The 13,057-nt window shown below is 70.6% G+C and carries 12 protein-coding genes and 1 pseudogene; 3 read left to right on the forward strand and 10 right to left on the reverse strand.

Translation table 11 applies throughout. The features are described from left to right. Positions 1-242 precede the first annotated feature (242 nt). The 4 genes and pseudogenes from OHO27_RS04950 to OHO27_RS04965 form a co-directional block, all read right to left on the reverse strand. Positions 243-383, reverse strand: a complete 141-nt coding sequence (locus OHO27_RS04950; protein WP_328420651.1) for a hypothetical protein — start codon at positions 381-383, stop codon at positions 243-245. 1 nt (position 384) lies between these two features. Next, a pseudogene (gene glgC, locus OHO27_RS04955) lies at positions 385-1,604 on the reverse strand (glucose-1-phosphate adenylyltransferase). Between the two features lie 51 nt (positions 1,605-1,655). After that, a complete protein-coding gene (glgA, locus tag OHO27_RS04960) occupies positions 1,656-2,807 on the reverse strand; it encodes a glycogen synthase (protein ID WP_328420652.1) in 1,152 nt (383 codons plus the stop codon). Positions 2,808-2,848: 41 nt separating this feature from the next. After that, positions 2,849-3,604 carry a (2Fe-2S)-binding protein gene (locus OHO27_RS04965; RefSeq protein WP_328420653.1) on the reverse strand — a complete coding sequence of 252 codons (756 nt, stop codon included), beginning with the start codon at positions 3,602-3,604 and terminating at the stop codon, positions 2,849-2,851. 209 nt (positions 3,605-3,813) lie between these two features. Here OHO27_RS04965 and OHO27_RS04970 point away from each other — a divergent pair, with 209 nt between their 5' ends. Next, positions 3,814-5,016 (forward strand): DMT family transporter, encoded by a 1,203-nt coding sequence (locus tag OHO27_RS04970; RefSeq protein WP_328420654.1) that lies wholly within the window; start codon positions 3,814-3,816, stop codon positions 5,014-5,016. Here the strand turns inward: OHO27_RS04970 and OHO27_RS04975 are convergent. Beyond that, positions 5,006-6,166: a transglycosylase family protein gene (locus tag OHO27_RS04975; RefSeq protein WP_328420656.1), complete on the reverse strand. Its 1,161-nt coding sequence runs from the start codon at positions 6,164-6,166 to the stop codon at positions 5,006-5,008. The genes OHO27_RS04970 and OHO27_RS04975 overlap by 11 nt on opposite strands. A gap of 299 nt (positions 6,167-6,465) precedes the next feature. On the opposite strand from OHO27_RS04975, the gene gndA reads away from it, so the two are divergent. Next, on the forward strand, positions 6,466-7,905 hold the full coding sequence (gene gndA / locus OHO27_RS04980) for an NADP-dependent phosphogluconate dehydrogenase (protein ID WP_328420658.1): 1,440 nt from the start codon (positions 6,466-6,468) through the stop codon (positions 7,903-7,905). 483 nt (positions 7,906-8,388) lie between these two features. Here the strand turns inward: gndA and OHO27_RS04985 are convergent, their stop codons facing one another. The 5 genes from OHO27_RS04985 to OHO27_RS05005 form a co-directional block, all read right to left on the reverse strand. Continuing rightward, entirely contained in the window at positions 8,389-8,733 is a 345-nt protein-coding gene (locus OHO27_RS04985) for a GNAT family N-acetyltransferase (RefSeq protein WP_328420660.1), read from the reverse strand. 41 nt (positions 8,734-8,774) lie between these two features. After that, positions 8,775-9,197 carry an aspartate 1-decarboxylase gene (panD, locus tag OHO27_RS04990; RefSeq protein WP_328420662.1) on the reverse strand — a complete coding sequence of 141 codons (423 nt, stop codon included), beginning with the start codon at positions 9,195-9,197 and terminating at the stop codon, positions 8,775-8,777. Between the two features lie 179 nt (positions 9,198-9,376). Beyond that, positions 9,377-9,604: a hypothetical protein gene (locus OHO27_RS04995; RefSeq protein ID WP_328420664.1), complete on the reverse strand. Its 228-nt coding sequence runs from the start codon at positions 9,602-9,604 to the stop codon at positions 9,377-9,379. Continuing rightward, on the reverse strand, positions 9,562-10,305 hold the full coding sequence (locus tag OHO27_RS05000; RefSeq protein ID WP_328420666.1) for a hypothetical protein: 744 nt from the start codon (positions 10,303-10,305) through the stop codon (positions 9,562-9,564). Before OHO27_RS05000 ends, OHO27_RS04995 begins: the two co-directional genes overlap by 43 nt. 291 nt (positions 10,306-10,596) lie before the next feature. Next, positions 10,597-12,117, reverse strand: a complete 1,521-nt coding sequence (locus OHO27_RS05005; protein WP_328420668.1) for a catalase — start codon at positions 12,115-12,117, stop codon at positions 10,597-10,599. Positions 12,118-12,544: 427 nt separating this feature from the next. Here OHO27_RS05005 and OHO27_RS05010 point away from each other — a divergent pair, with 427 nt between their 5' ends. Continuing rightward, positions 12,545-13,042, forward strand: coding sequence for a hypothetical protein (locus tag OHO27_RS05010; protein ID WP_328420670.1), 498 nt, complete (start codon positions 12,545-12,547; stop codon positions 13,040-13,042). Positions 13,043-13,057: the final 15 nt, after the last annotated feature.

The following is a 13,057-nucleotide window of genomic DNA, read 5'->3' on the forward strand; positions in this document are numbered from 1 at the left end:
GGAGGCGTCATGGATCGCCCCACCCTCGATCACCGCGCGGCGGACACGTACACCGCCGCCGGGCCGGGCTGCGTCCGGCTTCGCCCGTGTGGGTCGGTCACGGCCGTACCTCCGCCGTGTCCGCCCTGGTCCGGGTCCGTCTCCTCGACGACGACCGTGGGGCGGGTCCAGGTCCTGCCGTCGTGGTCCGACCGTGCGGACAGCCGCGCTCGCCGAGCCGTCGGCCATGAAGAGACCGCCGGTCACCAGCAGCGCCCCGTCCCCGCGAAGGTCACGGCAGGACCGTCCACGTAGTCGTCCGTGCCGCCCGAGCACCGGGTCAGGCCGGGTACGACGGTCCGGGTCCAGGAGCGGCCGCGGTCGTCGATGACGGCGAGGACCACGTCAAGGGACCCGTTGCCCCTTCCCCAGCGCGATCACGCCACCCTTGGAGACGGTGTACAGGTCGGAGTCCCGCTCCGGATTGACGCCGATCGTCGCGCCCGGGGAACCTCGACGTTCTTGTCGAGTACGGCGCCCCGTACCACCGCGCCCCGCCCTATGCGCACGTTGTCGTGCAGCACCGCCCCCTGCACCACCGCCCCCGGGTCGACCACCACGCCCGGCGAGAGCACGGACCGCGTGACCTGGCCGCGGATCAGGCAGCCGGCGCTGATGATGGACTCGCTGGCCATGCCGCCCGCGTTGAAGCGGGCCGGGGAGAGCTGGTTGGAGTGGGTGTAGACGGGCCAGCTGCGGTTGTAGAGGTTGAAGGCCGGGCGCTCGGCGATGAGGTCCATGTGGGCGTCGTAGTAGGCGTCCAGGGTGCCGACGTCCCGCCAGTAGCCCCGGTCGCGGTTGGTCTCGCCGGGGACGTGGTTGGCGCTGAAGTCGTAGAGCTGGGCCTCACCCCGGTCGGTGAGCTGGGGCAGGATCGAACCGCCCATGTCGTGCACGGAGTTCCGGTCCTCCGCGTCCCGTTGGAGTGCCTCGATGAGGGCCTTGGTGGTGAAGATGTAGTTGCCCATCGAGGCGAACACGCACTCCGGGTCGTCCGGAAGGCCCGGCGGGTCGGCGGGCTTCTCCAGGAAGCGATCCACGCTCAGGCCGTCCGAGCCGGGGCTGATCACGCCGAAGGACGACGACTCGCCGCGCGGCACGCGTATGCCCGCCACCGTCACGCCCGCGCCGGACTCGATGTGCTGGGTGAGCATCTGGCGCGGGTCCATGCGGTACACGTGGTCGGCGCCGAACACCGCGACGTACTCGGGGCGTTCGTCGTAGATCAGGTTCAGGGACTGCAGGATCGCGTCCGCGCTGCCCAGGTACCAGCGCGGACCGAGCCGCTGCTGGGCCGGGACCGGGGTGACGTAGTTGCCGAGCAGGCTGGACATCCGCCAGGTGGTGGTGATGTGGCGGTCCAGGGAGTGCGACTTGTACTGGGTGAGGACGCAGATGCGCAGGATGTCGGCGTTGACGAGGTTGGAGAGAACGAAGTCGACGAGGCGGTACGTGCCGCCGAAGGTGACCGCTGGTTTCGCACGGTCCGCGGTCAGGGGCATCAGGCGCTTGCCTTCCCCGCCCGCCAGCACGATTCCGAGCACCGAAGGTCCGCCACGACGCATGGCCGCTCCCCTCACCCTGGTTGATCCCAGCCTGCCCCTGACCACCGCGCGCTAAGCCTGTTTGAGGATCTCCCCGTAGAGCCGGGCCGTCCGGCGTGCCACCGCGTCCCAGCCGAACTCCCCCACCGCACGCTGCCGTCCGGCCTCCCCCATCCGCCCGGCGGTCTCCGGGTCGCCGATGAGTGAGTCCAGCGCCCGCGCGAGGCCCGCCTCGAAGTCGTCGTCGAGCGGGACGAGCAGGCCCGTCTTGCCGTCCTCGACGACCTCGGGGATGCCGCCGACCTGCGAGGCCACCACGGGAGTTCCGCAGGCCATCGCCTCCAGGTTGACGATGCCGAGGGGTTCGTAGACCGAGGGGCAGACGAACACGGCTGCGTGCGTGAGGAGTTGGATCACTTCCGGGCGGGGCAGCATCTGCGGTATCCAGTGCACGCCTTCGCGGACCCGGCTCAGCTCCTGGTAGAGGTCGCGGAACTCCCGGTCGATCTCGGGGGTGTCCGGTGCCCCGGCGCACAGCACGACCTGCGCGGCCGGGTCGATGTCCCGTACGGCGCGCAGCAGATGGGGCACGCCCTTCTGGCGGGTGATGCGGCCGACGAACAGCACGTAGGGGCGGCCGGGGTCGAGGCCGAACCGGGTGAGGACGTCGGTGCCGTGGTCGGGCCGGTACAGGGTGGTGTCGATGCCGTTGTGCACGACGTGGACCCGGGCCGGGTCCAGCGCCGGATAGCAGCTGAGAATGTCCTCGCGCATGGCTCCGGAGACGGCGATCACGCCGTCGGCGGCCTCGATCGCGGTGCGCTCGGCCCAGCTCGACAGGGCGTATCCGCCGCCGAGTTGTTCGGCCTTCCAGGGGCGCAGCGGCTCCAGGGAGTGGGCGGTCATCACGTGCGGGATGCCGTACAGGAGCTTGGCGAGGTGGCCGCCGAGGTTGGCGTACCAGGTGTGGGAGTGGACGAGTTCGCGGCCTTCGAGGCCGGCGGCCATGGCGAGGTCCACGGAGAAGGTCCGCAGTGCGTCGTTCGAGGTGTCGAGCGCGGACCAGGGGCGGTGGCGCAGCACGCCCACCGCGCGGCCCTCGCCCCAGCAGTGCACCTCCAGGTCGACCAGGTCCCGCAACTCCCGGGCGAGGAACTCGACATGGACACCCGCGCCGCCGTACACGTCCGGCGGGTACTCCCGGGTCAGCAGTCCCACACGCACCCGGAACCCCCTGTTCTCAGCGGTTTGTTGCCCTTTCATGGTCACCCAGACGGGGCGCGTGGGGAAGAGCGCGGGGCTCGTGTGAAGCAACAGTCACCGCACACGCCGCCGTCTGGCACCCGGTAGTAGAGGCAGCAGCTGCGGCGCCGGAACGCGGTCCCGGTGAGGGTGCCGGTGCCGGCGAGGAGGGCGTGGCCGAAAAGTTCCGCGGTCAGGGCACGCGCCCGGGCGGCGGCGTCCGTACGGCCGGCTGCGAGCGCCCACTGGTCCAGTTGCCGCGCGGCACCCGCGAGGGCGGATCCCGCGTTGCCCCACAGCAGCCCGGTGGCGACGCGGTATCGGGCGTGCACGGCGTCGGTGAGCGGCCGGAGGTGGCCGTGCAGGACGACGTCCAGCACGCTCGCCGGGTCCGCGGGGAGCGGGCGCACCTCGGAGAGCCACAGGTCGTCCGGGGCGCTGCCGTCGGGGTCCCAGTGCAGCAGGCCGGGGTCGAGTCCGGGGATGCGGCCGTACAGGGCGGCGCAGCCGAGGGTCACCGACCAGAGCCGGGCCGCGAGCCCCTGCTGGGCCACGGAGGCGGCGATCCGCAACTCAGGGGCGTGCAGGGCGTTCGCGACCTTCCGGACGCGGAAATCCAGGGGGTCTCCCTGAGTCTCCGACGAGGGTTCCCGGTAGGTGTCCGCCAGGGTCGGCAGCGGCCGCAGCGCCTCCCCGGGGGTGCGTAGTACGAAGAAGCCTCCGAGCGGCCGGAGCGCGGCGAGATGGGGGTCGAGATCCACGAAGAGCAGTAGTACCAAGGCCCGTCGGGGTTATCACCTGGGGGCTCCACCCGGGGTCACCCGTCTTGGGGATGACTCCTCCGGCGCCGTACTCCATCGGTAGTACGACACAGTGCGTGCTGTGGTACGACGACGGGAAGAGGTTTTCGCGGCATCGTGTTGGCTATGAAAGCCGACCGTTCGCCGCGCCGGGGTCAGCGGCCCCGCCTCACGCAGAGGACCAGCTCATGAGCGCCCTCGCGTTGTCCGTGCTTCTGTCGCTCGTCTCCGCCGTCGCGTACGCGGGCGGGGCGATCGTACAGGAGCGTGTCGCGGTGTCCTCTCCGGGACAGCAGTTCGCGCCGATGCGCCGGCCGGGCTGGTGGGCGGCGGTCGCGCTGAACGGCCTCGGTGGTCTGCTGCACGTGGTGGCGCTGGCTTTCGGTCCGCTGAGTCTGGTGCAGCCGCTGGGTGCCCTGACGATCGTGTTCGCGCTGCCGATGGCGGCGCTGTTCGTGGGCCGCAAGGCCGGTTCGACGGCCTGGCGGGGCGCCATCATGGCGACCGTCGGTCTCGCCGGTCTGCTGTCCCTGGTCGGTGCCTCGGAGTCGCAGTCGCTGGCCGCCGCCGAGCGGGCGGCCGGGGCTCTCGTGACCGGCGCCGTCGTCGTGGCGCTGATGATCGCGGGGCGGGCGGCCCACCGGCAACCGGCGGTGCGCAGCATGCTGCTCGCGATCGGGTCCGGCATAGCGTTCGGCATGTCCTCGGTGTTCACGAAGATCGTCGCGGTCGACTGGAACGGCGGGGTGTCGGCCGCCGACCTGCCCGCGCTGGCGACGATAGGCGTCTTCGCCACGGCCGGTCTGCTGCTGTCCCAGGCCGCCTACCGGGGCGCGGGCCTCGCGGCGCCGCTTGCCACGCTGACGGTCGTGAACCCGGTGGTGGCGGCAGCGGTCGGCATCACGATGTTCGGCGAGACGTTCCGGTACGGCACCACGGGCACCGTGCTCGCCCTGGGCTGCGGTGTGGTGGCTGCGGGCGGCCTGATCCTGCTGACGACGGAGCGGATCGCGGGCGCGCAGACCCCGGCCTCGGCGGCTCTGCCCGAGGCGCAGGCCTCGCCGGCCCGGTCCGCCGCCCTGCCCGAGCCGGACGTGGCTCCGGTGCCCGCCGAGGAGCTGCTCGCCGGCCTTCCGGCACGGGTCACCGCGCTGCCGCACGAGGGCGTCCTCGTACCGGAGAGGGAGCTCCTCGAAGCGGACGGGTCCGAGATCCGCGTACCGGACGGGATCGAGGACATCCTCGTACCGGCCCAGGTCGCGGAGGGCGCGTACGAGGACGAGCCGCCGCACGCCGGGAGCGGGCCCCAGTACCTCTACGGGCCGTTCTACGGCGGCCCGTACGTCCCGGTGCCGGTCCTCGACCGGCACCGTATCCGCGTCAAATCCTGACGCCACCGGCCCGGAGATAGCCCACCGGGTCGATGTCCGCGCCGAAGCCGGGCCCCGTCCGCACCTCGAAGTGCAAATGCGGGCCCGTGCTGTTGCCCGTGGACCCGGAGCGGCCGATGCGCTGGCCGGCGCCCACCGACTGCCCGTCCTTGACGGAGATGGCCGAGAGGTGGGCGTACTGGGTGTAGCGGCCGTCGGTGTGCCTGATCACCACCTGGTAGCCGAAGGAGCCTTCCCACCCGGCGCTCACGACCTGCCCGGCCCCGACGGACTTCACGGTCGTCCCGGTCGGCACGGGAAAGTCGAGGCCGGTGTGGTAGCCCTTCGACCAGGCCGAACCCGCCTTGCGGTACGGGGTGCCCGACGGGGCGCTCACCGGGGCGACCATGGAGCGACTGGACGTCGTCGCCTGCTCTTGCCGTTTCGGGGTGGTCTTCTGCGAAGGGGTCTTCTTGGGCGAGGACTTCGGGGTGACCGCCGGGCGGTCCGTCTTCGGGGGCGTCGTCGTGGCGGCCTTGCCGCGCAGTGCGAGCCGCTGGCCCGGAATGATCAGGTCGGGGTCCGCGCCGACGGCCTTCCGGTTCGCGGCGTACAGTCCCCGCCAGCCGCCCTTGACCTGCTCCGACTCGGCGATCCCCGAGAGGGTGTCGCCGTGCACGACGGTGTACATCTCGGCGGTGCCCGCCCGTGACTGCGGCGGGGTCTGCGGCTGGACGTCCTGCACCGAGGTCTTCCTGCCGGTGCCGGCGGGGTGGATGTCGGGCGTGTCGCCGCCCCGCGTCAGCTCGGCCCTTACCGAGCACACCGGCCAGGCGCCGGGCCCCTGTCCGTCCAGCACCTTCTCCGCGACGGCGATCTGCTGGTCCTTGGTGGCCAGATCCGCGCGCGGCGCGTACCGGGTGCCGCCGTAGGCCTCCCACGTCGACTGGGCGAACTGGAGCCCGCCGTAGTAGCCGTTGCCGGTGTTGACGTCCCACCTGCTGGTCGACTCGCACGCGGCGACCTTGTTCCAGGTGCTCACGTCGGCCGCCTGCGCGGTACCGGCGCCGATGAACGGGAGCGCGATGCCCGCGCCGCCCGCGGTGACGGTGAGCGAGGCGCGGTTGATCCTGTTCGGCTGGTACCGGCGGTGCCGGCCGCGTAAGGCCATGACGGATCCCCCCATTGACATGCGTCAGGAGGGGCAAAAGTAAGCGCTGCGAACAGGCCATGACAAGACAGCAAATCAGCCGCCTCTTTACGCCAAGTGGCGTGCGACCGGCGCACGTTGCCCGACGCCCCGCACGACTGAGTGCGCCGGGGCCTTCCGTGCGTATGTGCCTGCGCGACATCGCGCCACCCGGATGTGCGGTCGGAGTACCGGCACGTCAGGATGGACGAAGGGGCAATACTGGCGGGCATGAGCGGTACCCGTACCGCTGCTGTATCGAGATCACTAGGAGCCAACGCATGAGCACTTCGGCGCAGATCGGCGTCACGGGTCTCGCGGTCATGGGCCGCAACCTCGCCCGTAATTTCGCCCGCAACGGCTATACGGTCGCGGTTCACAACCGGACGTCGGCGCGCACGCACGCGCTGGTGGAGGAGTTCGGGAGCGAGGGCGATTTCATCGCGGCCGAGACGGCGAAGGATTTCGTGGCGGCGCTGGAGCGGCCGCGGCGGCTCGTGATCATGGTGAAGGCCGGTGAGCCGACCGACGCGGTGATCCAGGAGTTCGCGCCGCTGCTGGAGCCCGGCGACATGATCATCGACGGGGGCAACGCGCACTTCGCCGACACCCGGCGCCGCGAGCGCGACCTGCGTGAGCAGGGCATTCACTTCGTCGGCATGGGCGTCTCCGGTGGCGAGGAGGGCGCGCTGCACGGCCCGAGCATCATGCCGGGCGGCCCGAAGGAGTCGTACGACTCGCTGGGCCCGATGCTGGAGAAGATCTCCGCGAAGGCCAAGGACGGCGCGCCCTGTGTGACGCACGTCGGCCCCGACGGCGCCGGGCACTTCGTGAAGATGGTGCACAACGGCATCGAGTACGCCGACATGCAGCTCATCGGCGAGGCGTACCAGTTGCTGCGGGACGTCGCCGGGTACGAGCCGGCGCAGATCGCGGACATCTTCCGCACCTGGAACGAGGGCCGGCTGGACTCCTACCTGATCGAGATCACCGCCGAGGTGCTGTCCCACGTGGACGCGGCGACGGGCAAGCCCTTCGTGGACGTGGTCGTCGACCAGGCCGAGCAGAAGGGCACGGGCCGCTGGACGGTCCAGATCGCCCTGGACCTGGGCGTGCCGGTCTCCGGCATCGCGGAGGCGGTCTTCGCCCGCTCCCTGTCCGGGCACGCGGCGCTGCGGGACGCTTCGCGGGACCTGCAGGGCCCGAAGGCGTCGCCGCTGAGCGAGGCGGAGGCGGGGGCGTTCGCCGACCGGGTGGAGCAGGCGCTGTACGCGTCGAAGATCGTGTCGTACACGCAGGGCTTCCACGAGATCGACGCGGCGCGCGGCGAGTACGACTGGGACATCGACCTGGGCGCCGTCTCCGCGATCTGGCGCGGCGGCTGCATCATCCGCGCGGCGTTCCTGGACCGGATCCGCGCGGCGTACGACGCCCGGGCCGACCTGCCGAGCCTGCTGTCCGACGACACGTTCGCGCAGGAGATCGCCGCGGCGCAGGACGACTGGCGTGAGGTGATCATCGCGGCGACACGGCAGGGTGTGCCCACGCCGGGGTTCGCCGCGGCGCTGGCGTACTACGACGCGCTGCGTGCCGAGCGGCTGCCTGCGGCGCTCACGCAGGGGCAGCGGGACTTCTTCGGGGCGCACACGTATCGGCGGACCGACCGGGACGGGTCGTTCCACACGCTGTGGGGTGGGGACCGGTCGGAGGTTTCCGCCTAGTGGCTGCGGCGATCTGGTAGCTGGGGCGACTCCGCGCCCTGGAGCGGCATTGCGGTGGGCGGCTTTCGGTGGCCGCCCACCGCTTTCGCTTCTCCGGCTCAGGTGAGTGGTGGGCCGGGTTCGGGGCTCGGCACCGGCTCCGGGCCCGGGGGGATCGGGGACGGGTCCGGGTCCGGGGGTGCGGGCGGGGTCGGGGGTGACGGTGGGGTGGGGCCAGGAGGCGGGGGCGATGGTGTCGGGCCGGGGCCCGGGGCCGGAGGCGGCTCGGGAGCCGGCGGGGGCTCCGGGGGCGGTACCGGGTGGGGGTCGGGTGGCTGCGGCTCCGGGCCCGGGGTCGGTCCCGGATGGACGGGGTCCGGATACGGGTTCGTCATGGCGTCCTCCGGCCAATCGGTGCGCGTCGGCTCTGGACTACTCCCCCGCGTACCCGAGGGGCGCGCCGGCAGTCACTCGCTCGCGTCGGTCGGGGCGCCCAGGTGGGCGTCAGAAGCGCTCGGGGTGCTCCCGCAGCCAGTCCATCGCCGCCTCCAGCAACCCGGGGTCGGCCGTAGGGGCTTCGTCGGGGTGGCGTTCGGCCCACTTCACGACGTACGGGCACAGCGGCGCGACGACGGCTCCCTCGCGCGCCGCAATGCCGTACAGCTCGCGTGCCAGTGAGCCCGCGATGCCCTTCCCCTCGTGGGCCGGCTCCACGACGGTGTGGACGGGGACGAGGGCGCGTGCCGGGGATTCGAGGACGAAGTACTCGATGCGGCCGGTGACTTCGTCGCCCTGGAGGGCCTCCAGGCGGCCCGACGCCCGGTCGTCACGGATCTCGATGTCGCTCATGACACGCTCCTGGTCCGTCGTCACGCTGACGATGAGTGCGGTCAGGCCACCGGCACGGCCTGCGGGCTGCGCTCCTGGTCCGAGCCCGGCACCGGCTCGGACGGGTCCGCGCCCAGGGCCACGATCCGGTTGGCGCCGTCCACGTGCACGACCCGCGGCTCGAACTCCCGTGCCTCGGCGTCGGTCATCTGAGCGTAGCTGATGACGATCACCAGGTCGCCGGGGTGGACGAGATGGGCGGCAGCGCCGTTGATCCCGACGACCCCGGACCCGCGCTCGCCCTCGATGACGTAGGTCTCCAGGCGGGCGCCGTTGGTGATGTCGACGATGTGGACGAGCTCACCGGGCAACAGGTCGGCGGCGTCGAGCAGGTCCGCGTCGATGGTCACCGATCCCACGTAGTGCAGGTCGGCCTGGGTGACGGTGGCGCGGTGGATCTTGGACTTGAACATGGTACGGATCATCGAGGTACTCCCACAAATAGGCTCCCTGCCCGCGTTATTGCAGGTCAAGGGCTGTTTCCATACCTACGGCGAGTTGCAGGTCCCCCTCGCCGACGGCCGGGATCAGCGTACGCAATGGCCCTCTCAGACCTCCGTGACGATCGCCACACCGGGCTCGGAGGTGACGCCTATGAGGGCGGCTACGCGTCGGGCAGCGGCATGGGCGACACGACCGACTCGACGATGTCCAGGCCGTCGTCGAACACCCGGCTCTGGAGGGTCTGGTCGAGCCGGCTGGAGTCGGACTGCCCCGGCGGCCGCACGATGCTTCGAGTGCGGGCACGTGCGAGGGCCTCGTCGCTCAGCCGGTTCTTGCGGTCGGTGTTCAGCTCGCCGTTGTGCCCCATGAGCCGGAAGGGCTGGGCCATCGTCGGGTGCGGCTCGGTGTTCGTGGAGAACCGGGTGTGGAAGTACAGCGACCGGACCGAGTGCCGTGGATCGCGCGGTCGCGGAAGTACCCGATCACTTCGCCGGAGTTGAGCCGGCCCTTGAGCACTTGCGTTCGCGCGCTGAGTGACAGCGGGTACAGCCCGTCGTACGTGTCGTTGTCGGCGTAGGCGACGGCCTCGATGGCGAGCAGGGCACGGTTCGCCGCCGCGTCGACATCGGCCCGCTCCCAGGCGTCGGGCGCGCGGAACACCCACTGCACGATGGGCAGTTGGTACGACTCCGCCGCGGGCCGGGCGGCGCAGTGGTCCACCGGGACGTCTCGGACCAGCAGGACTTCGAATCCCTGCGCGGCAATGCTGCGGCCGACGAGGTCCACCCCGCCGCCCCGACGCTCGGCCTCGGTCGGCACGAAGCAGTCGGCGACGCCGAAGCGCCCGGCGCGCAGTTCCTCGCCGCTGATCGCACTGAAGAACTCGACCGACAGGTCGACGCTCACGCCGGCGCCGTCCCCGACGCCCTCGGCTGAGGTGCCGCCGCGGTGCGGGATGGCACGGAGCGCTTCGTCACCCTTGCGGATGACTTCATGGCTCGGCGTTCCATCGAGGCGGGTGATGAAGCCGACGCCGCGGGCGCTGTGGTCGCGGGCAGGGTCGTACAGACCGATCGTGCTGTGATTCAAGTGCGGTCCTGTGAGCAGCGAGTTCCAGCTGGGGGTACCTCCCAGGCCCTGAGGCGCTGGAGGAGGACGGCCAGGCTGCGTCGCTGAAGCGCTCGCCGCGGGCGGACCGGTGTGACGGTCGAGGCCCCGAGCGGTGCGACTTAGTACGGTAAGCCTTACCTAAGTGACTGGCAAGTGCACTCATCCTTGTGCGCGCCGCGGCACAGCCGTGCCCGGCGAGAGGGAGCGCTCCGGCCCTCTCGCCGGGCCGTGGACGTCAACTGTGCTTGCCGCGGGGCCCGACCGGTCCTTTCATGCCTTGCGCTGCATGGAGCTCCGTGCCGGGTTGCCCTGTTCGGCGGCCTTGGGGTCCTTCTCGTCGGCCTTGGCCCGTACGCCGTCGGCGACGCGCTTGCCGATGGTCTCGTCGATTTTCGACCAGTAGGCAAAGGCTCGCTCGAGGACGGGCTCGCTCACTCCGTTGAGGAGATGTCCGACGACGTTGTCGACCAGACGATCGCGGGCGGCGTCGTCCATGACCTCGCGCACCAGGGTGCCGGGCTGCCCCCAGTCGTCGTCCTCGGCGTGGGAGACGTAGGCGGCCCGGGTGATCTCGCCGTCGGCCGTCCAGCTGGGCGGGGATCCGTAACGTTCGGTGTCCGCCGCGGGGCCGCCCTTGGAGTTCGGGGCGTACACCGGGTCGGTCGTGTTCCGGTAGGCCATCGCCCCGTCCTTGGAGTAGGTGCGGACGTCGACGACGGGGGCGTTCACCGGAAGCTGCTGGTAGTTGCCACCGATCCGATGGCGGTGGGCGTCCGCGTAGGAGAACAGCCGGGCCAGCAGCATGCGGTCCGGGCTCGGACCGATGCCGGGAACGAAGTTGTTGGGCTGGAACGCCGCCTGTTCGATCTGGGCGTGGTTGTCGGTGGGGTTGCGGTCGAGCGTCATACGACCGACCGGGATGAGCGGGTAGTCCCCGTGCGGCCACACCTTGGTGAGGTCGAACGGGTTGAAGCGGTAACCCGCGGCCTCCTCGTACGGCATCACCTGCACGTACAGCGTCCAGCTGGGGTGGTCACCGTCCCGGATGTGCTCGAAGAGATCCCGGGTGTGGTAGTCCGTGTCGGCCGCGGCCATCTGGTCGCCCTCGTGCTGGGTGAAGAACTCGACGCCCTGGTCGGTCTTGAAGGTGTACTTCACCCAGAACCGCTCGCCGGCGGCGTTGATCCACATGTAGGTGTGGGAGGTGTAGCCGTTCATGTGACGCCAGGTCCGCGGGATGCCGCGGTCGCCCATCAGCCATGTGACCTGGTGGGCGGACTCCGGGGAGAGGGTCCAGAAGTCCCACTGCATGTCGTGGTCGCGCAGGTTGTTGTCCGCGCGGCGCTTCTGGGACCGGATGAAGTGCTGGAACTTCATCGGATCCTTCACGAAGAAGACCGGCGTGTTGTTGCCGACCATGTCGTAGTTGCCCTCGCTGGTGTAGAACTTCACCGCGAAACCGCGCGGGTCACGCCAGGTGTCCGGGCTGCCGCGCTCGCCGGCGACGGTCGAGAAGCGGATGACCAGGTCGGTGCGCGTACCGGGCTGGAAGAGGGCGGCCTTCGTGTACGCACTGACATCGTGTGTCACCTCGAAGTGACCGAAGGCGCCGCTTCCCTTGGCATGCGGCTGCCGCTCGGGAATCCGCTCCCGGTTGAACTGCGCCATCTGCTCGATCAGATACGCGTCCTGCAGCAGGACCGGTCCCCCGGGGCCCACGGTGAGCGAGTGCTCGTCACTCTCCACCGGTGCGCCGGAATCGGAGGTGGTGGCGGGTCGGATCTCCGTCATGAGTCGTCCCTTTCCTGGTGTGTCGACGGCCAGGTCGCGACTCCGGTGCGGACGCGGCATAGACGATCCCAGCCGACACTTTTTTCCCATATGCGCGTGACCCGGAGCAGGCGAGATAAACGCCCCGGCCTCGACCCGCCGGCATCGGGAGCGCAGGCAAGGAGCACGTGGGAAAATGTGCCCGCCGCGTCTCAGCCGACCTCATGCGCACCCGTGAAGGTCCTGCGCTCAGCGCGCAATACTCGGGTCCCGATCCATCCCCACCTGGCATTATGGGAGCGGACGGAGATCCACCCGTTCTGTGTCGCAGTGGGGGCTAGAGGCAGTGCCACAACGGAATTCGGCTGACGATCACATGCGCGCCCTTCACCAGCAGGGATGGGAGGCCGCGTGCTCTCTCCACCGACACCTGAGCAGCGGAGGGGAGTTGGCCCCGATCGCCACTCCAGGTGTGCTGCTCGAAGCGGATGAGATCGCGTACGGCGACGTGGGGGCGGACTACTCGCGCTTCTACGGCACGAATGTGAACTACAACCAGCGCTCGGGCTTCTACTTCGGATCACCGATGTTCGTCGCCGCCGGGCTGGTCGGAGACGCGCTCGTCAACAACAGCGCCCGCAACCGGGCGCAGGCGATGGCTCAGGCGCAATGGCGCGACTTCTCCTCCTGCCGCGCGATACTCACCGACCGTCGCATGCTGCTGCACGTCGCGGCCGAGAACCGTTGGGTGACGGTTCGGCACCACGAGATCATCAGTTTCCTTCCCGTGCTCGACCAGTGGGCGCTGTTCACCGACTACCAGCAGTGGGAGCCGATGCGGTTGGCCGGGCCGACCGTGCCGTGGCTGACCGCCGCGACGATCTCCGTGCTCAACCGGGGCCGGTCCGAGTACCAGCAGCTTCCTCCACCGCCGCTGCCGGACTGACGTGCTCGTCTCTGC

The organism is Streptomyces sp. NBC_00443, assembly GCF_036014175.1.
Classification (GTDB): Bacteria; Actinomycetota; Actinomycetes; order Streptomycetales; family Streptomycetaceae; genus Streptomyces.

What these genes read in the sequence shown, in the direction of transcription:
- OHO27_RS04970 (WP_328420654.1), top strand. Translation starts at nt 3,814, where the DNA reads ATGAGCGCCCTCGCGTTGTCCGTGCTTCTGTCGCTCGTCTCCGCCGTC.
- OHO27_RS04975 (WP_328420656.1), bottom strand. Translation starts at nt 6,166, where the DNA reads ATGGCCTTACGCGGCCGGCACCGCCGGTACCAGCCGAACAGGATCAAC.
- panD (WP_328420662.1), bottom strand. Translation starts at nt 9,197, where the DNA reads ATGATCCGTACCATGTTCAAGTCCAAGATCCACCGCGCCACCGTCACC.
- OHO27_RS04995 (WP_328420664.1), bottom strand. Translation starts at nt 9,604, where the DNA reads ATGGCCCAGCCCTTCCGGCTCATGGGGCACAACGGCGAGCTGAACACC.
- OHO27_RS04985 (WP_328420660.1), bottom strand. Translation starts at nt 8,733, where the DNA reads ATGAGCGACATCGAGATCCGTGACGACCGGGCGTCGGGCCGCCTGGAG.
- gndA (WP_328420658.1), top strand. Translation starts at nt 6,466, where the DNA reads ATGAGCACTTCGGCGCAGATCGGCGTCACGGGTCTCGCGGTCATGGGC.
- OHO27_RS05005 (WP_328420668.1), bottom strand. Translation starts at nt 12,117, where the DNA reads ATGACGGAGATCCGACCCGCCACCACCTCCGATTCCGGCGCACCGGTG.